This window comes from Nocardioides phosphati (assembly GCF_014646375.1).
Classification (GTDB): Bacteria; Actinomycetota; Actinomycetes; order Propionibacteriales; family Nocardioidaceae; genus Nocardioides; species Nocardioides phosphati.
In genome coordinates this window covers 1-17,090 of sequence record NZ_BMNI01000006.1, presented here as the reverse complement: position 1 = coordinate 17,090, position 17,090 = coordinate 1, and the positions used below count along the sequence as shown (strand labels likewise).

General features: G+C 71.8%; 19 protein-coding genes. 10 read left to right on the top strand and 9 right to left on the bottom strand.

Annotation, left to right across the window (positions count from 1 at the left end; all coding sequences use genetic code 11):
* Positions 1–23: 23 nt before the first annotated feature.
* Together IEX47_RS12205 and IEX47_RS12200 are read right to left on the bottom strand one after the other, a co-directional pair.
* Entirely contained in the window at positions 24–1,145 is a 1,122-nt protein-coding gene (locus tag IEX47_RS12205; protein ID WP_188784288.1) for an alkaline phosphatase family protein, read from the bottom strand.
* On the bottom strand, positions 1,142–1,726 hold the full coding sequence (locus IEX47_RS12200; protein ID WP_188784287.1) for a DUF5998 family protein: 585 nt from the start codon (positions 1,724–1,726) through the stop codon (positions 1,142–1,144). The genes IEX47_RS12205 and IEX47_RS12200 overlap by 4 nt, the downstream gene beginning before the upstream one ends.
* Positions 1,727–1,876: 150 nt before the next feature.
* On the opposite strand from IEX47_RS12200, the gene IEX47_RS12195 reads away from it, so the two are divergent.
* The 4 genes from IEX47_RS12195 to IEX47_RS12180 all read left to right on the top strand — a co-directional run bounded on the left by IEX47_RS12195 (position 1,877) and on the right by IEX47_RS12180 (position 7,458).
* Complete coding sequence (locus IEX47_RS12195) at positions 1,877–3,379, top strand: pyridoxal phosphate-dependent decarboxylase family protein (RefSeq protein ID WP_188784286.1); 1,503 nt, start codon at positions 1,877–1,879, stop codon at positions 3,377–3,379.
* Positions 3,379–4,707, top strand: coding sequence for a lysine N(6)-hydroxylase/L-ornithine N(5)-oxygenase family protein (locus IEX47_RS12190; RefSeq protein ID WP_188784285.1), 1,329 nt, complete (start codon positions 3,379–3,381; stop codon positions 4,705–4,707). The genes IEX47_RS12195 and IEX47_RS12190 overlap by 1 nt, the downstream gene beginning before the upstream one ends.
* On the top strand, positions 4,704–6,983 hold the full coding sequence (locus tag IEX47_RS12185; protein ID WP_188784284.1) for a GNAT family N-acetyltransferase: 2,280 nt from the start codon (positions 4,704–4,706) through the stop codon (positions 6,981–6,983). Before IEX47_RS12190 ends, IEX47_RS12185 begins: the two co-directional genes overlap by 4 nt.
* A 196-nt stretch (positions 6,984–7,179) precedes the next feature.
* On the top strand, positions 7,180–7,458 hold the full coding sequence (locus tag IEX47_RS12180; RefSeq protein ID WP_188784283.1) for a hypothetical protein: 279 nt from the start codon (positions 7,180–7,182) through the stop codon (positions 7,456–7,458).
* Here IEX47_RS12180 and IEX47_RS12175 read toward each other — a convergent pair.
* Positions 7,451–8,896, bottom strand: coding sequence for an FAD-dependent monooxygenase (locus IEX47_RS12175; protein WP_188784282.1), 1,446 nt, complete (start codon positions 8,894–8,896; stop codon positions 7,451–7,453). The two genes, IEX47_RS12180 and IEX47_RS12175, sit on opposite strands and share 8 nt — an antisense overlap.
* A 111-nt stretch (positions 8,897–9,007) precedes the next feature.
* Between IEX47_RS12175 and IEX47_RS12170 the strand changes: the two genes are divergently transcribed.
* Positions 9,008–9,817 carry an isocitrate lyase/PEP mutase family protein gene (locus IEX47_RS12170; protein WP_229662835.1) on the top strand — a complete coding sequence of 270 codons (810 nt, stop codon included), beginning with the start codon at positions 9,008–9,010 and terminating at the stop codon, positions 9,815–9,817.
* Here the strand turns inward: IEX47_RS12170 and IEX47_RS12165 are convergent.
* Positions 9,780–10,715, bottom strand: coding sequence for a hypothetical protein (locus IEX47_RS12165; protein WP_188784280.1), 936 nt, complete (start codon positions 10,713–10,715; stop codon positions 9,780–9,782). The genes IEX47_RS12170 and IEX47_RS12165 overlap by 38 nt on opposite strands.
* A 106-nt stretch (positions 10,716–10,821) precedes the next feature.
* Between IEX47_RS12165 and IEX47_RS12160 the strand changes: the two genes are divergently transcribed.
* Positions 10,822–11,643, top strand: a complete 822-nt coding sequence (locus tag IEX47_RS12160; protein ID WP_188784279.1) for a class I SAM-dependent methyltransferase — start codon at positions 10,822–10,824, stop codon at positions 11,641–11,643.
* A 21-nt stretch (positions 11,644–11,664) separates the two neighbouring features.
* Here IEX47_RS12160 and IEX47_RS12155 read toward each other — a convergent pair whose 3' ends face one another.
* The 4 genes from IEX47_RS12155 to IEX47_RS12140 form a co-directional block, all read right to left on the bottom strand.
* The gene (locus tag IEX47_RS12155; protein WP_188784278.1) at positions 11,665–12,096 is read right to left on the bottom strand and encodes a VOC family protein; all 432 of its coding nucleotides are present in this window, start codon (positions 12,094–12,096) and stop codon (positions 11,665–11,667) included.
* 172 nt (positions 12,097–12,268) lie between these two features.
* Positions 12,269–12,475 (bottom strand): hypothetical protein, encoded by a 207-nt coding sequence (locus IEX47_RS12150; protein ID WP_188784277.1) that lies wholly within the window; start codon positions 12,473–12,475, stop codon positions 12,269–12,271.
* Between the two features lie 91 nt (positions 12,476–12,566).
* A complete protein-coding gene (locus IEX47_RS12145) occupies positions 12,567–13,031 on the bottom strand; it encodes a hypothetical protein (protein WP_188784276.1) in 465 nt (154 codons plus the stop codon).
* Entirely contained in the window at positions 13,028–13,636 is a 609-nt protein-coding gene (locus IEX47_RS12140; RefSeq protein ID WP_188784275.1) for a CDP-alcohol phosphatidyltransferase family protein, read from the bottom strand. Before IEX47_RS12140 ends, IEX47_RS12145 begins: the two co-directional genes overlap by 4 nt.
* A gap of 157 nt (positions 13,637–13,793) precedes the next feature.
* Between IEX47_RS12140 and IEX47_RS12135 the strand changes: the two genes are divergently transcribed.
* Genes IEX47_RS12135 through IEX47_RS12125 form a run of 3 tightly spaced genes read left to right on the top strand, consistent with a single transcriptional unit; the run spans position 13,794 to position 16,132 of the window.
* Positions 13,794–14,891 carry a sensor histidine kinase gene (locus tag IEX47_RS12135; protein ID WP_188784274.1) on the top strand — a complete coding sequence of 366 codons (1,098 nt, stop codon included), beginning with the start codon at positions 13,794–13,796 and terminating at the stop codon, positions 14,889–14,891.
* Positions 14,888–15,535, top strand: a complete 648-nt coding sequence (locus tag IEX47_RS12130; protein WP_188784273.1) for a response regulator transcription factor — start codon at positions 14,888–14,890, stop codon at positions 15,533–15,535. Before IEX47_RS12135 ends, IEX47_RS12130 begins: the two co-directional genes overlap by 4 nt.
* A gap of 51 nt (positions 15,536–15,586) precedes the next feature.
* A complete protein-coding gene (locus IEX47_RS12125; protein ID WP_188784272.1) occupies positions 15,587–16,132 on the top strand; it encodes a DUF6226 family protein in 546 nt (181 codons plus the stop codon).
* Here IEX47_RS12125 and IEX47_RS12120 read toward each other — a convergent pair.
* A complete protein-coding gene (locus IEX47_RS12120; protein ID WP_188784271.1) occupies positions 16,095–16,310 on the bottom strand; it encodes a hypothetical protein in 216 nt (71 codons plus the stop codon). The genes IEX47_RS12125 and IEX47_RS12120 overlap by 38 nt on opposite strands.
* A 403-nt stretch (positions 16,311–16,713) precedes the next feature.
* Between IEX47_RS12120 and IEX47_RS12115 the strand changes: the two genes are divergently transcribed.
* Positions 16,714–17,090: CPCC family cysteine-rich protein (locus tag IEX47_RS12115; protein ID WP_229662834.1), on the top strand; the 377-nt coding region annotated here is incomplete at its 3' end.

Below are 17,090 nucleotides of genomic sequence, written 5' to 3'. Positions count from 1 at the left end.
TGACCGGTGGCCGCCGTCAGCCGTCAGCCGACGAGGATGGGGATCTCCATCTCGTCACGGGTGAGCGAGCCGTGCAGGCCGACCATCTGCTGCTCGCGCGGGAAGTCGCGGGTCGAGAAGACGGCGACGTCGTCGTGGCACGCGACCATCACGTCACCGAGGCGGCCGGCCACCCGCGCCTCCACCGAGCCGAACCAGCCCCGCTCGACCGCCTCGTCGCGGGAGAGCACGGTGGCGCGGTCTCCCAGCTCCTCGCGCCAGCCGGCGAGGACGTCGTCGAGCGCGCCGGGCTTCACGTAGAGGTGGCGGAACCGCGCCTCTCCGCCGACCAGCGCGACGCCGCGGCGCAGGTGCGAGAGCCGGTCGAGCTCGACGCGCGAAGCGGCAGGCGAGTCGATCATCCCGTGGTCGGCGACGACGAGAAGGCGCACGGAGCGAGGCAGCGCGGAGCGCAGGTCCTCGGCGAACTCGTCGATCAGCTGGAGCTCGACGAGCCACTCGGCCGAGGCCACGCCGTACTGGTGGCCGACCTTGTCGAGCTCGCCGTCGTAGACGTAGGTGAACGACGGGCCGTCGGCCGCCTCGAGCGCCTGGGCGAGCCGGTCGCCCGGTGTGTCGGCGCCGCGGTACGCCGCCCCGCGGTGCGCCGCGCGGGTCAGGCCCGAGGTGGCGAACTGCTTCTTGTTGACCGCCGAGACGTAGATGCCGAGCGCGGAGAGCTGGTCGAACGCCGTCTCGTGCGGCTGGTACGCCAGCGGGTCGACGTCGCGGTCCCACTGCAGGTGGTTGAGGAGCTCGCCGGTCTCGGGCACGCGCGCGGTGTAGCCGACCAGTCCGTGCTGTCCGGGCGTCAGCCCGGTGCCGAGCGAGGTCAGCGAGGTCGCGGTCGTCGACGGCACCCCGGCCGTGCCGGAGCCGCCGCGCAGCGACGTCAGGAACGGCGCGGCGTGGGCGTAGCGCTCGAGCAGCTGCTGGCCCAGGCCATCGACGAGCAGCACGACGTAGGCGGGCGCCGGCGGGAGGACGAGCCCCGGCGCCGGGCCGTCGAGCCTCTTGCCCAGCGCCGCAGCGACCGCGGGGACGACGTCGGCGATGGAGCGCTCGCCGTACGCGGGAAGGCGGAGCTCGAAGCCCGGGAGGGTCATCCCTGCGTGTGGGCCGAGAGCGAGGCCGCGAAGGCGAGCAGCCGGTCGACCTCGGCCTGGCCCTCGGCAGCGGCCGAGACGCGGAGCGAGAAGTCGTCGGAGGCGAGGACGCCGGTGTAGCCGTGGTCGGCGTCGCAGTTGGGGTCGTTGCAGCCGGCGGGCTCGAGGTCGATGCGGCCGACGCCGCCCCAGCCGATGGTCAGCACGGCCTCGGCGGCCGGCTGGGCGCCGCGGTCGGGGTTGGTGACCATGCGCGTGACGACGACTGACTTGACCGAGCTCAGGGCGATCGCCTCGGTCGACGTCGACGTGTAGGGGTGCGGCAGCAGGTCGTCGCCGCCGTGCTCGTCGGTGTGGGCGAGGATCAGCCGGCTCGGCGTGAGGACGACCACGGTGATGTGGCGGCGCACCTCGTCGTGCTCGATCGTCGGCTCGTGGTGGACGTGGAAGTCCACGATCTCCTCGCCGGCGAGCGCGGTGGCGACTCCGTCGAAGACCACCTCGGGGTAGTAGCCGGTGCGCTCGATCGCCCGCTTGAGGGCGGAGTCGGAGCTGGCGGCGTCGAACGGGGTCTTGCGCATGCGCTCAGTGTTTCACGCCGGCCGCGGACGTCGGCCACAGCAGAGGACCCGTACGTCGGAGAGGGCGGGGTTGCAGAGCACCACGTCCTCATGAGTAAGGTAAGCCTTACTTAGGCCTGCCTTACCTAACTCGTATCTCGGGAGGACCCCATGACCACGCCCTCGTTCGACCCGCCGCCCCCGTCGGTGCCGCGCCCCCGTGCCGCGGAGTCCGCGGGGTACGCGCAGCTCTTCCACCCCGACAACGCCGGCCGCTACGCCTCTGCGGTGACCGACGCGCTGCGGCTCCTCCTCGACCAGCTCGCCACGGTCGAGGGTCCGGTCACCGGCCTCTCCCCCGCCGCGGCGGCCGCTCCGGTCACCGGCGTCGACCTCGACGCGCCGCTGGGCGACGTGACTGCCGCGCTGACCGAGGTCCGGGACCTGTGGCTCGCCGACGCGGTCTGGTTCCACGACACGACGTACGCCGCACACCTCAACTGCCCCGTCGTCATCCCGGCGCTCGCGGCCGAGCTGCTCATGGCCGCGGTCAACACCTCGATGGACACCTTCGACCAGTCGGTCGGCGGCACGTTCATCGAGCGCCACCTCATCGACTGGACGGCCGCCCGTGCGGGCTACCCGGAGGGCATGCGGGACGGCGTCTTCACCAGCGGCGGCAGCCAATCGAACCTCCAGGCGCTGCTCCTGGCGCGCGGCGAGGCCCAGCTCCGCGGCGTACCGCTGGAACGGCTCCGGTTCTTCACCTCGGCCGACAGCCACTTCTCGATCGCCAAGTCCGCGCGCCTGCTCGGCCTGGGCGACGCCGCCGCGATCGCCGTGCCGACCGACGCTGCCCGCCGCATGGACGTCGACGCGCTCGAGCGGATGCTCGCCGACTGTGTCGCCGACGGCCTGGTCCCGGCCGCCGTCGTCGCCACCGCCGGCACCACCGACTTCGGCGCCATCGACCCGCTCGACGAGATCGCCGACGCCTGCCGCCCCTACGACGCGTGGTTCCACGTCGACGCGGCGTACGGAGGAGGGCTGCTCGCCTCGCCGCGGTACCGGCACCTCCTCGCCGGCATCGAGCGCTCCGACTCGGTGACGATCGACTTCCACAAGTCGTGGTTCCAGCCGGTCTCCTCGAGCGCGCTGATCGTGCGTGACCTCGCGACGATGCAGCACGCCTCCTGGTACGCCGACTACCTCAACCCGCAGGAGTCGGAGAACCCCAACCAGGTCGACAAGTCCCTGCAGACCACCCGCCGCTTCGACGCGGTGAAGCTCTGGATGACGCTGCGCGTGATGGGGCCCGACGGCCTCGGTGCGTACTTCGACGCCGTCATCGACCTCGCCCGCGAGGTCCACGACCGGCTCGCCCTGATGGACGACATCGAGACCGTCGCGCCCTCGCAGCTGTCGACGGTCGTCTTCCGCTACGCGGCGCCCGGCCTCGACGAGGAGCCTCTGGGTGAGGTCAACCGACGGATCCGCGCCGCGCTGTGGTCCTCGGGCCGCGCGGTCGTGGCCGCCACCAGGGTCGAGGGGCGCCAGTTCCTCAAGCTCACCCTGCTCAACCCGAAGGCGACGGCCGAGGAGCTGCTCGACGTCGTCGACACGGCCCGCGCGCTCGGCCGGGAGCTCACCAGCGTCGCGGCGGAGGTGGCGTGATGAGCGGCTCGCACGTGCATGACCTCGTCGGCATCGGACTCGGTCCGTTCAACCTCGGCCTCGCCGCCCTGTCAGCTCCCGTCACCGAGCTGGATGCGGTCTTCGTCGAGGCCCACGACGGCTTCGACTGGCATCCCGGGCTGATGTTCGAGGACGCGACGCTCCAGGTGCCCTTCCTGGCCGACGTCGTCTCGCTCGCCGACCCGACGTCGCGGTACAGCTTCCTGAACTGGCTGAAGCAGACCGGCCGGCTCTACCCCTTCTACATCCGCGAGGCCTTCCTCCCCCACCGCCGCGAGTACAACCAGTACTGCCAGTGGGTCGCTGGCCAGCTCGAGGCCGCAGGCCGGGTCCGGTTCGGCTTCGCCGTCGCGTCCGTGACGTACGACGGCGGCGTGTACGTCGTCCGCTCGGCCTCCGGCGAGGTCGTGAGCGGCAGGCGGCTGGTCCTCGGCACCGGCACCCCGCCGTACCTCCCGGAATGTGCGCGGCAGCTGGTGTCGACGGCTCCGACGAGCGCCCTCCACGCCGCCGACTACCTCACGCATCGCGACGAGCTCGTGCAGCAGGAGAGCATCACGGTCGTCGGCAGCGGCCAGTCGGCGGCCGAGGTCTACCTCGACCTGCTGACCGCGCAGCCCGACCACGGCTACCACCTGACCTGGGTGACGCGGAGCCCGCGGTTCTTCCCCATGGAGTACACCCGTCTCACGCTCGAGCTGACCTCGCCGGAGTACACCGCCTACTTCCAGGGTCTCTCCGAGGACCAGCGGGCCCGCCTGCTCGAGGACCACCAGCAGCTCTACAAGGGCATCAGCAGCGACACCGTCACCGCGATCCACGAGCTGCTCTACACCCGCTCGATCGAGGGCAGCCCGGACACCACCCTGCTGACGGCGAGCGAGCTGGTGGCGACGACCTCGACCGGCGCGGGCCACCGCCTGCAGTTCCGGCACACCGAGACCGGCGAGGCGTACGCCGTCACCACCGGCGCCGTCGTCCTCGCCACCGGCTACCGCCCCGTCCTGCCCGCCTTCCTCGACGGCATCAAGGAGCGGGTCCGCCTCGACGACCGGGGGCGCTACACCGCGTCCTCGACGTACGACGTCGGGGTGACACCGGGTGAGCTCTTCGTACAGAACGGCGAGGAGCACACCCATGGCTTCGTCGCGCCCGACCTCGGCATGGGCGCCTTCCGCAACTCGGTGATCCTCAACAGCATCCTCGGCCGCGAGGTCTACCCGGTGGAGAAGCGGATCGCCTTCCAGGAGTTCGGCGTGCCGGACAGGTTCCGGAGCGGGCACACCGTGACGGAGGCGGCCCGATGAGGATCACGATCGAGCCGCTGCACATCGACGAGCACCTCACCACCGTCCATGCGTGGGTCACGCACCCGCGCTCGGCGTACTGGATGATGCTCGGCTGCACGCCCGAGGAAACGAGGGCGGCGTACGACGAGATCGCCGCGCACCCGCACCACGACGCCTGGCTGGGCCGGGTCGACGGCGAGCCGGCGTTCCTCTGCGAGACCTACGACCCGTTGCGATCCGACCTCGCCGGGATCGCGCACCTCCCCGAGCTCGCGCCGGGTGACCTCGGCATGCACGTGCTGGTCGCGCCGCCTGCTGCCGAGCCGGTGCCGGGCCTGACCACCGCCGCCTTCCGCGCGGTGATGCGGCACTGCTTCGCCGATCCCGCCGTACGCCGCGTGGTGGTCGAGCCGGATGCGCGCAACCTGCCGATCCGGCGGAAGAACACCGACGCCGGCTTCGTGGAGCTGCGCGAGGTCGGGCTGGGCGAGAAGACCGCCATGCTCTCGGTCTGCACGCGCGAGGCCTTCGCCGCCAGCCATCTGCGCCCGGAGAACCTCGAGCGCGCCAGCCGGCACCTGGTCGCGAAGGCGATCGGCGAGTTCAGCCACGAGCGACTGCTGTCGCCGGCGCGGGGAGCGAGCGCCACGACCTACTCCCTCGAGGGGCCGACCTCGCGGTGGACCTTCGAGGCCCGGCGCTTCGCCCTCGAGCACTGGGCCGTGCAGCCGGCGTCGATCACCCGCACGGTCGGAGGGGCCGAGGCGCCCGTCGACGCGCAGGCGTTCGTGGCCGAGTTCGCACGCGACCTCGGCATCCCGGCGCAGCTGCTGCCGACGTACCTCGAGGAGCTGGCCGCGACCCTGGCCAGCGCCTGCTGGAAGCTCGAGCACCAGACGCTGAGCGCGGCTGACCTGGTCGCGGCCGACCACCAGACGGTGGAGGGCGCGATGAGCGAGGGGCACCCGGCGTTCGTCGCCAACAACGGGCGGATCGGGTTCGACGTCGAGGACCACGCGCGCTGGGCTCCGGAGACGAGCAACGACCTGCGGCTGCTGTGGGTGGCGGTCCGGAAGGACCAGTCGCACATCGCCGTCGGTCGTGGGGCGCACGAGGCGAGCCTCTACGACGACGAGCTCGGCGCCGAGACACTGACGCGCTTCGCCGACGTGCTGCGGAGCCAGCAGCTGGACCCAGCCGACTACCGCTACCTCCCCGTCCACCCCTGGCAGTGGCGGCACAAGCTCGCGGTGACCTTCGCCCCCGACGTCGCGCGGCGTTCGCTCGTGCTGGTCGGCGAGGGCAACGACGCCTACCGGCCGCAACAGTCCATCCGGACCTACTTCAACAGCAGCCGCCCCGAGCGGCACTACGTGAAGACGGCGCTGTCGATCCAGAACATGGGGTTCATGCGCGGCCTCTCCCCCGCCTACATGCGGGCGACGCCGGCGATCAACGACTGGGTGGCCGACCTCGTCGAGGCCGACGTCGAGCTGAAGGAGCGGGGCTTCGGCGTGCTGCGGGAGCTGGCCGCCGCCGGCTGGACCGGCGATGTCTTCCACACGCTGCCCGAGCCGTCGGCGCACAGGAAGATGGTTGCCGCGCTGTGGCGCGAGAGCCTCGTCCCGCGGCTCGGGGCGAACGAGCAGGCGGCCACGATGGCGGCCCTCCTCCACCGCGACGCCGCGGGCACGTCGTACGCCGCGGAGCTGGTGCGCGCCTCGGGCCTGGAGCCACGCACGTGGGTCAGGACCTATCTCGACGCCTACCTGCGCCCGCTCGTGCACTGCCTGCTCGCCTACGACCTGGTCTTCATGCCGCACGGCGAGAACCTGATCATGGTGCTGCGCGACGGGGCGCCGGTGCGCATGTTGATGAAGGACATCGGCGAGGAGATGGCGGTCATGGGGACCCTGGAGCTCCCGCCCGAGGTGGAGCGGGTCCGGTGTGACGTGCCCGACGACGTGAAGGCGCTGGCGATCCACACCGACGTCTTCGACGGGTTCCTGCGCCACCTCGGCGCGCTCCTCGACCTCGACGGCGTGCTGCCCGAGGCAGCGTTCTGGGCGGAGGTCCGCGGCTGCATCGTCGACCACGCGGCGGACCACCCGGAGCTGGCGGAGGCGGTGGAGCGCTACGACCTCCTGCGACCGGAGTTCCGCCACTCGTGCCTCAACCGGCTCCAGCTGCGCAACACCTTGCAGATGGTGGACCTGGCCGACCAGGCCGAGTCGCTGATCTTCGCCGGCACGCTGCCCAACCCAGTTGCCAACCCGGTTGCCAGCCCGGATTGAGCGGGCCCGGGCGTGATCGCCGCAGCCGGAGGATCCGGGTTGTTGCCGTGCCGTGGGTGCCTTGTGGGGCAAGGGGGCGTACCGTCTAGAGGGAAGTCCCTTTTACAACCGACGTGGGGCCCGGATGGAGGCTCCCGTGAGCACAAGCAGTGACACCAGCACAGACCCGCAACATACGCGGCCCACTCAGGGACTGATGGTCCGTACGGACGGCCTCGTCGAGGTCTCGTTCCTGGACCGCGAGTGCGGCATGCTGATCGGCGGCGCCTTCCGCGGCGTCGACTGGCAGGCCTGCCTGGAGCAGGCCTCGCAGCACGAGAACCATCCCGCGACCGACCTGGCCCGCGTGCTCGGTTGGCAGGGCAGCGGTCCCCTGCGCGGCAACGCGTTCTTCTTCGGTGGCCTCGCCAACCCCGACGTCCCGGGCAAGGTGCTCGCCGCCGCCGTGCGGATGTGGGACGTCGTCCTCAACTGAGGACTCCCCCTCCGAACCACGTGGCGACGGCCTCGCCGAGACCGTCCTCGGAGCCCTCACCGACCCACGCCACGTGGCCGTCCGGCCGGATCAGCACCGCGGTCGGTGCGCTCACCTCGCCGACGACCGGCAGCACCCACTCCCCGTCGTACGCCGCGTGGTGGAGCTCGACGCCCGCCCGCGGCGCCAGGTCCGGCGTCGCGCCGAGGTCGAGCAGGACCGGCCTGGCCGGACGCAGGAGCTCGTAGGCCCGCACCGGGCGGCCCTCGACGACCAGGTCGAGGTCCGGCATCCTCCGCCCGAGCAGCGGGTGCCCCTCGCCGAGGTCGTAGGCGGCGTCCAGGCCGGAGAGCAGCCCGGCCATCCGGGTGCGTGCCTCGTCGCCCCGCATCAGCTCCGCGAACGTGCGACGCACCGCGTCCGTCCGCCGGTCGCTGCGCTGCAGCCAGGCCTGCGTCATCACGTTGTCGAGGATGCGCTCGGTCACGGGGTGCCGCTCGGCCTGATAGCTGTCGAGCAGCTCGGCGGGTGACTGCCCGCGCGCGACCTGGGCGAGCTTCCAGCCGAGGTTCACGGCGTCGCCGACCCCGAGCCCGATGCCCTGGCCGGCGACCGGCGGGTGCGTGTGAGCCGCGTCGCCGGCGATCAGCACCCGGCCGTCGCGGTAGCCGACCGCCTGCCGCGTCGCGTCGGTGAAGCGTGACAGCGACGTCGGGTCGTGCACCCCGAAGTCGGTGCCCCACGCGCCGAGCATCGCAGCGCGGAGGTCGTCCAGGGTCGGCTCGTCGGTGCCGACCTCGAGCTCCGTGACGACCACGCCTGCGCTCGTGCCGTCCGGCTGGACGTTGATCGCGTGGATGCCGAGCTCGTCGATGCCCATGCCGGTCTCGGCGGGCTCGGTGATCGACACCTCCGCGATCAGGTGGCTGCGCGTCGGCTCGGCGCCGACGAAGTCGATGCCCGCGCCCTTGCGGACGACGCTGCGCCCGCCGTCGGTGCCGACCACGTACGCCGAGGTGAGCGGCCCGGCGCTCGTCTCCAGGCGCACGCCGTCGGCGTCCTGCGTGAAGCCGGTGACCTCCACGCCGCGCGTCACCGCGACACCCAGCTCGGTGATCCACTCCAGCAGGATCCGCTCGACCTCCGCCTGCGGGATGCCCACCGTGTAGGCGTGCCGGCTCGGCAGCGCGGCGACGTCGAGCGGCAGGTTGGCGAAGCTCAGCACCTGGGCCGTCATGCCCGCCTCGAGGAACCGCTCCGCGATCCCCCGCTGGTCGAAGAGCTCCACCGTCCGCCCGTGGAAGCCGCGGGCCCGCGAGCCCACCAGCTCCGTCGTCGTACGCCGTTCGAGGACGGCGACGTCCACCCCGGCCAGCGCCAGCTCTCCCGCCAGCATCAGGCCCGTCGGTCCGGCGCCCACGATCGTCACGTCAGCCATGCACTCCCCCTCGTCATGCCTTCCCCGCCGCGCCCCGATGGCGGCAGAGCGAGCAGTGTGGGGCACCGAGGGGGCCTTGCCGCAAGGCCCCCTCCCGGCTATACCTTGGAAGTGGCGACAGGTGCAGCGGCGTTCCTCGCCCTCCATGAGGGTCCCGGCTTCGTCCTCCCCAACGCGTGGGACGCCGGCTCGGCCCGCACGCTCGAGCAGGTCGGCTTCCCGGCCCTTGCCACCACCAGCGCCGGCATCGCCTGGTCGCTCGGCCTCCCCGACGGCGGCGACCTCGACGTCGACACGATGCTCGAGCACGTCGGCCGGATCGTCGCCTCCGTCGCGGTGCCGGTCAGTGCCGACCTCGAGGACGGGTACGCCGCGACCTCGGCCGGCGTCGCCGACACCGTGCGACGCGCGGTCGACCTGGGCGTGGTCGGCGGGAACCTCGAGGACTTCTCCTCGGGCCACCTCCTGCCGGCGGCCGACGGCGCCGCGCGGATCGCGGCAGCCCGGGCAGCCGCCCCTGCCGGCACGTTCGTGATCAACGCCCGCACCGACACCTACTTCTCGGGCTTCGGCGGCTCCGCCGACGAGGTCTTCGACGAGACCGTGGCGCGGTGCGTCCGCTACCTCGACGCCGGCGCGGACTGCGTCTTCGTCCCCGCCGTGCGCGACGCGGAGACCATCGAGCGGCTCTGCGCCGCGATCCCCGGACCGGTCAACATCGTGGCCGGCCTGGCCAACACCCTTTCGCCTGCGGCCCTGTTCGAACTGGGCGTGCAGCGGGTCAGCATCGGCGGCGGCATCGCCCGCGCGGCCCTGTCGTTCGTGGAGCGCGCCGGTCGCGAGCTCCTCGACGGAGGCAGCCTCGGGTTCCTCGACGGCGCGGTCAGCTATGCCGAACTGCAGGAGCGGATGCGTTCCTGAGGACCCGGTCGAGGGTCGTGGTAAAGCCGGGCTGGGGATCGAGCGCCGGACCCACCCTCCTGCCGTCACGGAACAGGCTGAGCACCGGGTCACACCTCCGGGTCGAGACGGCGGTCCACTCTCCGTCGCTCGTCGAGAACGTGAGCGTGTAGGTCATCGGCGCGAGCGGCCGCAGGCAGCCGTGGATGAACGACGCCGTCATCGCCCCCGGCTGCCGGTTGACCAGCTCGACGAGGCCCGCGACTGCCGCCGGTCGGTCGAGGAGCACGGCCACACCGCGGCCTTTCCGCTTCCCTGCCGGAACGTTGCGTCGCTCGACCGTCACCGAGGTCGCGTCCTCCGGCACGAACGCCGTCCGTCCGAACCGGGCGCCGACGAAGGTGTCGACGCGGACAGCGACCCCGCCGGCGTACGCCGTGAAGGCGAGGTTGAGGAGCGCCCGCGTCCTCGCCAGGTTGCCGGGCGAGGCAAGCGCGACCTCATGCTCCACGAGACCGTCCGAGACCGAGCTGGAGGGGGCGTCGCCCTCGTTGCTGAGTCCACGAGGCACGTGCCGGTCGACCCAGTCACGGAAGGCGTCGGGCGGCAGCGGCACGGTCCACCAGGTCGTGTGCTGGAAAGCCTCGTCCGAGGGTCCGTAGGCGGTCCCCATCTCCTCGAAGCGGTTCGTCGGTGAGTGCTTCCGCTCGCGGGACCCTCTCGGCATGGGCACCGCGTGGAGGAGCCACCCGGCGTACTTCCGTGTCGCGGCGACGTTCTCACGTGTGGACGGAGCCGCAGCGTGGCTCGGGGCCCGCGGCGCGGTCGAGGGCGCCGGACCGGCCGACGGCTGGTTGCCCGAGCACGCTGCGAGGGCCAGCACGAGCAGCAGGGCGGCGATCGCGCGCACGGGCGTCATGGGCCTCATGCTGGCTGAGACGGCGGCGCGGCGGAGGTGGTTCCGCCAGGCCGGCGGTGACCCGACACCGATGTCCAGATCGTCGCGATGGATCTAGGGTGGGTTCATGGCCGACGCTGTCGTGGACCACTACTCCGGATCGCGCGATCTCACTGCGTCCATCGCCGCGGCCCTGGACGCCGCGGGCATCGCGCGCGCGGGCATGGCGACCACCACGCTGGCCCCCGTCGACGAGTTCCACATCCGCGGTCGTGCCGCGACGATCGAGATCGCCGAAGCGCTGCAGGTCGACGCGTGGTCGCGCGTGCTCGACATCGGCAGCGGCCTGGGCGGTCCGGCCCGCGCGATCGCCGAGCTGACCGGCGCCCACGTCACCGGCGTGGACCTCACCCCGGCGTTCTGCGACGCCGCCACGGCGATGTCGGAGTGGACCGGACTGAGCGACCGCACGACGTTCGTCGTCGGCGACGCGACGGACCTGGCCTTCGCCGACGGTGACTTCGACGCCGCCCTCACCGTCCACGTCGCGATGAACATCGAGGACAAGGCGGCCCTCCACCGCGAGGCGCACCGCGTCCTCAAGCCCGGCGGCCGGTACGTCGTCTACGACGTCCTCCGCGGCCCCGGCGGCGCGGTCCACTACCCCGTGCCGTGGGCGCGCGACGACGCGACCAGCTTCCTGGCCTCCACCGACGAGATGGTCGAGCTGCTCGCCGACGCGGGGTTCACGCTCGTCGCCCAGAGCGACTCCTCGACCGGCAGCCTCGCGTGGTTCGAGGCGATGGCCGCGCGCCTGGCCGAGTCCGGGCCTCCCCCGGTCACCTTCGCCACGTTCCTCGGAGCGGACTTCCCCGAGATGGCGCGCAACCAGGTCGCGAACCTCCGCGAGCAGGCGATCCAGACCGTCACGTTCGTCTGCGAAGCCTGACGGCTCCGACGCGTTGACAGCTCAGACGCGCTGGGCCAGGCCAATGACGAAGCCGCCCGGCCCGCGGAGGTAGCAGAGCAGGTAGACGTCCTCGTAGTTGGCGACCGTCCCCATGAGCTGTCCACCCAGCCGCCCGAGGCGGTCCAGCGTGTCGTCGAGGTCCTCCACCTCGAACATCACCCGGTGGAACCCGAGCGTGTTCGGCGCGGCCGGCTCGCTGCGGATCAACGCCGGCCGGTCGTACGCCGTGAGCTCCAGGCGGCCGCTGCCGTCCGGCGTACGCATCATCGCGATCTCGCTGCGCACGCCCTCGAGCCCGGTGCACTCGTCCGCGAAAGCGCCCTCGATCTCGGCCCGACCGTCGAGCGCCAGCCCGAGCTCGGTGAAGAAGGCGATCGCCGCGTCGAGGTCCTCCACCACGATCGCGACGTTGTCCATGCGCACCGTTGCCATGGGCACCACGCTACGCCGCACAGCTGCCACGTCCCGGGCTCGTGAGGGGCACCTTCGAGATGGATCTCGATCGGGATTGAGCTGCTGCTTCGGGCCGTCATCGTGCGCAGGGCCTGGACGTGGCCCCGAGCGAGCCGCGTCACCAGCGGACTGTGACACGGAGCGTGCAGCGTCAGCTCTGGCGCGCGGCCTCGATGCCCAGGGCGACGGCGCCGGCGATCAGCAGGAACACTCCAGGTGCCGCGAAGATCAGCGTGAAGATGATGAAGGTGCCCGGATCCTCGTTGATGTTCAGGAAGAGCTCCGCGGCGATGCCAAGCAGGATCATCGCAATAAGCAGGAAGCCAGCGGGACTGCCCAGGCGCACCTCGTTCTCCACGCTCGCACTGTAGGCGACCGCTTCGCAACCCATCCGCGCTTTCGCCGATCGTGCCTGCCGTTGCGGCGTGAACGAGCGGAGCGACGTCGGATCAGACCAGTACCCACGCCGCAGGAACGGCCACCGCAGTGAAACGGGCGAGCCGCCCGGCGAAGCAGACGGCACCGAAGACGACCCGCCGCTGCTGCGAGGAGCCGGCGGCCAGTGCGACGGCGGCCAGTGGCGGCAGGCCCAGCGCGGAGGACATCAGCACCAGGGGCACACCACTGCGCGGGCGGTCGAGCACTGCCTTCACCCGCGCGCTCCACGTGCCCGGGTGGTGACGCTCACGCCGGGTGATCGCGCTCAGCCGGGCGCTCCCCCGGCGCGCCGCCTCGAAGAGCAGGAGCTTGCCAGCCGTCTGGCCGAGCGCGAGAGCGAGGGCGACGCAGGCAGCGATCGCCACCGGTTCGCGCGTGCCGCTGATGACGGCGTACGCCTCGGCGTTCAGGATCGGCACCATCGCGGAGCCCAGCCCGAAGCCCACCGCGCCGAGCACGGCGACCAGCGCGCTCACTCCTGGCCCCGGTCGAGGAGGTCGATGACACGGGCAAGGGACCAGATCTTCACGGCTCCGATCGCGACGACGCACAGCAGCGCGACGACGTACTGCCCGAGGGCGAGGGTACCGATCACCCCCGCGGTATTCGCTGCCTTCGCGGCAGGCGACCAGTTGAGCAGCCAGACGGTCGGGTCGACGACGTGGAAGTGGTTCGGGCTGAGCACCGGCCAGCAGAGGAACGCCAGCGACAGCATCGTGTCGAGCACCATGAAGGACAACAGGAAGGCGGTGACGGGCACGAGCGCGCGGGGGTCGATGACCACCAGCGCGCAGGCCGCGACCGAGGTGCACGCGCGGTCGCTGATGATGTCGAAGACCGCGCCCGCCCGCGTCTCCTGGCCGAGCCGGCGCGATGTCCAGCCGTCGGCCATGTCCCCCACCCAGTAGACCGCGTACGCCGCGAGCAGCAGGCCGGCGTCGGCCCGGGCGAGAGCGGCCAGCCCGAGAACCACGGCGAGCAGGGTGCGCACCAGAGTCACGGCGTTCGGCACGGTGAGGAAGGGGCCGGGATGCGCGATCGCTGCCGGGGCCGTCGACGGGAGGGTGTCGTGAGTGCTCATGAACCGACCGTGGCGCGTGTCGGGCAGCCACCGGATCCGCCCACGGCACCGACGTCGGACCCGACTCAGTCCCCGGGACGGAGCGCGGCTGGTACCCGGGTACCAACTTTCCGCCAGCCTGCGGACGGGCAGTCGCCCAGTCGCGCAGAATGCCCGGGTGACACTTCCCCGCTGGCATGTTCCGGCGACGATCCCGCGCCCGGCGCTCTACGCCGTGGCCATCATGCTGATCACCCTCTGTCTGGGCTACGGCTTCAGCGACCCCCAGTTCTGGTTCTTCGGATGGGCCTGGCTGCTCGCGCCGACGGCGATCGTCGCGGGGATCCTGTATCCCACGCGCCGCTCCCTCATCCTCGCGGTCGGAGCCGCTGCGCTGGCTTTGTTCACCACCGGCGAGTCCGTCTATCTCGCGCTGGCGGTCGCTGCTCTTGTCTTCCTGTCGTTGATGGAGGACCCGGCACCCCGGCCGAAGGTCGGTCTGATCGCGGGACTCGTGGGCGGCATCGGCCCGAGCCTTGGTGGCGCACCTCCGTTCCCGGCCATCGCAGCGAGCCTCGGCGCGTATGCGTTCGCCAGCCTCCTGCGCTGGCACGAGCGCAACGCCGGCCTCACCGCAGAGCTGCTGGTCGAGACCGACGAGCTCCGCACCCAGGCGACGTGGCTCGAGCAGCGGACCGCCCTCGCCCGCGAGCTCCACGACGTCGTCGGGCACCACGTGACCGCGATGGTCGTGCAGGCGGAAGCCGGACAGGTCGCCGACCCGGAGTCGGCACTGCACCGCATCGCCGAGACCGGCCGAGCGGCCCTTCGCGAGCTCGATGCGCTCGTCGTGCACCTCCGCGACCCGCACGCCGCGATCACCATGACGGCGCCGCCCCGCCTCGGTGACATCGACGAGATCCTGGCCGAGCCGCTGCGGCAGCACGGCGTCACCGTCAGCGTCGCCATCGACGCCGACCACGGCCTCGACGAGGTGGGCTCCCTCGCGGTCTACCGCGTCGCCCAGGAGGCGCTCACTAACATCACCCGGCACGCCCGCGCGACCAGCGCCTGGGTCGAGGTACGCCGGCTCGCGGCCCACGTCCGGCTGCGGGTGAGCGACGACGGCATCGGCCCGCCGGCGTACGTCGAGCGCGGTGCGGGCCTCGTCGGCATCACCGAACGCGTGGCCGCACTGCAGGGCACCTTCGAGATGAGCAGCCGCCCCGGCGGCGGGACGATGGTCGACGTCGTCCTCCCGGTGGGCGAGGCATGATCCGCGCTGCGGTCGTCGACGACCAGGACATGGTCCGCGAGGGGTTCAGCCTGATCCTCTCGGCCCAGCCCGACGTCGAGGTCGCGCTGCAGGCAGCCGACGGTCAGGCGTTCCTCGACGGCGTACGGGCCGATCCACGTCTCGACGTCGCGCTGGTCGACATCCGGATGCCCGTGCTCGACGGCCTGCAGGCGACCCGTTCGCTCGCCGGCCTGCCGAGCGCGCCGGCGGTCATCGTCGTCACCACCTTCGACGACGACGCCTACGTGCTGGACGCCATCGCCGCCGGCGCGCGCGGCTTCCTGCTCAAGCGCTGCAGCGGCCGCGAGCTCGTCGAAGCCGTCCGGACCGTCGCCGCCGGCGGGTCGATCCTCTCGCCCCAGATCACCGGGGCCGTCCTCGCGCGCGTGCGCCAGACATCGACCTCCCGCCCGCAGGCGAGCATCGCCGGCCTCGAGCTCACCGACCGTGAGCACGACGTCCTCGAAATGATCGGTCTGGGCCTGAACAACACCGAGATCGCCGCACGACTCCACCTCACCGTCAGCACGGTCAAGACGCACGTCGGCAACGTGCTGGCGAAGACCGGCAGCCGCGACCGCGTGCAGGCCGCGATCCTCGCGATCCGCGCTGGTCTGGGCTAGCCCCTGCCCGTCCGTACGACGGGCGCGCGGTCGGTGTGGTGTGGTGGATTCGTGGGGACCTTCAACTGGGACTGGGAGAACGGCGGGCCGCCGGACGACGCGTACAGCCGGGTCACGCGCGACCTCGCTGCGGTCTGCGGCGACTTCGTCGCATGGCTGGACCGGCTCCCGGGCGAGCTGACCACGACGTACGACTGCACCGTCGAGGCAGACGGCCTGCTGACGACGATCACGCCCGCGGACGCTGCCGCCTCACCGCTCCGGCTCGAACGCCGCGACCACCCCGGCGGCGGCGTGGTCGTGACCGTCGCCTTCGGCCGGTGCATGCGGGACTGGGTCAGCGACTGCCTGTGCGACGCCTGCGACGGCGACTCGGCGGAGTTCATCGAGGCCGCCGAGCAGCTGGTGGCGGTCGTGACCGGTGGGTTCGACGAGTTCCGCCTGGACGACGGGCAGGGCTACCGGTCCGCGACGCGCGGCGCCGTGTCGTCCTGGCCCAGCAGCCCCGGTGAGTTCTTCGAGGTCACGTGGGCTCCGTGGCCGGCAATGCCGGCGGGCGTCACGGACGTCGGTGGCGCACCAGGTAGCGCAGGCTGATGCCGCAGGCGACGGCCAGCGTGGCGATGCCGAACGCCCGACCCACGCGGGCGGAAGGATCGGCGACCCAGGCCGCGAGCAGGGCGACGACTCCGCCCACGACCAGGACGACGGTGAAGAGCGCGACCGCGGTCGCGATCGTGACCGTCTGCTCGTCGCGTGCCAGCTGATCTCTCACGCCGACATCGTCTCCTACTGGGCCTCCCCGAGCCAGCGACGCGGCGCAGGCTCCTCGCGTACGATCGCTTCGTACGTTCCATCTCACCGACCGCGCCACGTCACGGCGCCTTTGATGACTGCTCACCATCTCGACGGCGTTTCCGGAAACGGAGCCGTCCCCGCGCAGTGATTCCGCAGCGGCCGCGCAGGCCGCGCTCCGTCAGTGCCATCGAGTTCCACCTGGCCTGCTGGGAATCAACGATTCGTCTGGCTGAGGCAGGAGCCGACTCGTACTTTGACGACTGCCCGTGCGGCAACGGATCCGAAGGGTTGGCGGCGCGCGAGGCGCTGGAGGCGATCATCCGACGGGGCGGCAGGCAGGGCCGACGAGCCAGCGCCTCTGTCCGGCACCTGGATGACCGGTGGGAACGCGCGACCTATCCGGGCACGAGCCGCGGGGACACCAGTTCGTGGTGGCACCGCCGTACCTGGAGATGACGCGTCGGCCTTACGAGAGGCGACACGGCGCCGCCGCGCTGCAGACTGTGCGGGTGCACCCGTGTCCCTGCTGCGGCTACAAGACGCTTCCCTCCCGGGGCGACTACCACCTCTGCCCTGTCTGCTGGTGGGAGGACGAAGGCACCGGACCGTGGGAGTACAGCGGGCCGAACAACGAGACCTTGTACGAAGCGCAGCAGGCGTTCCTGGCTGATGGCCGGGTCAAGTCCCTAGGCGTGGTGTACGAAACGAATCCTCCGTCGGGCGTGTCGCTAGGCGCTGATGGCGACCTCCTCGGTGA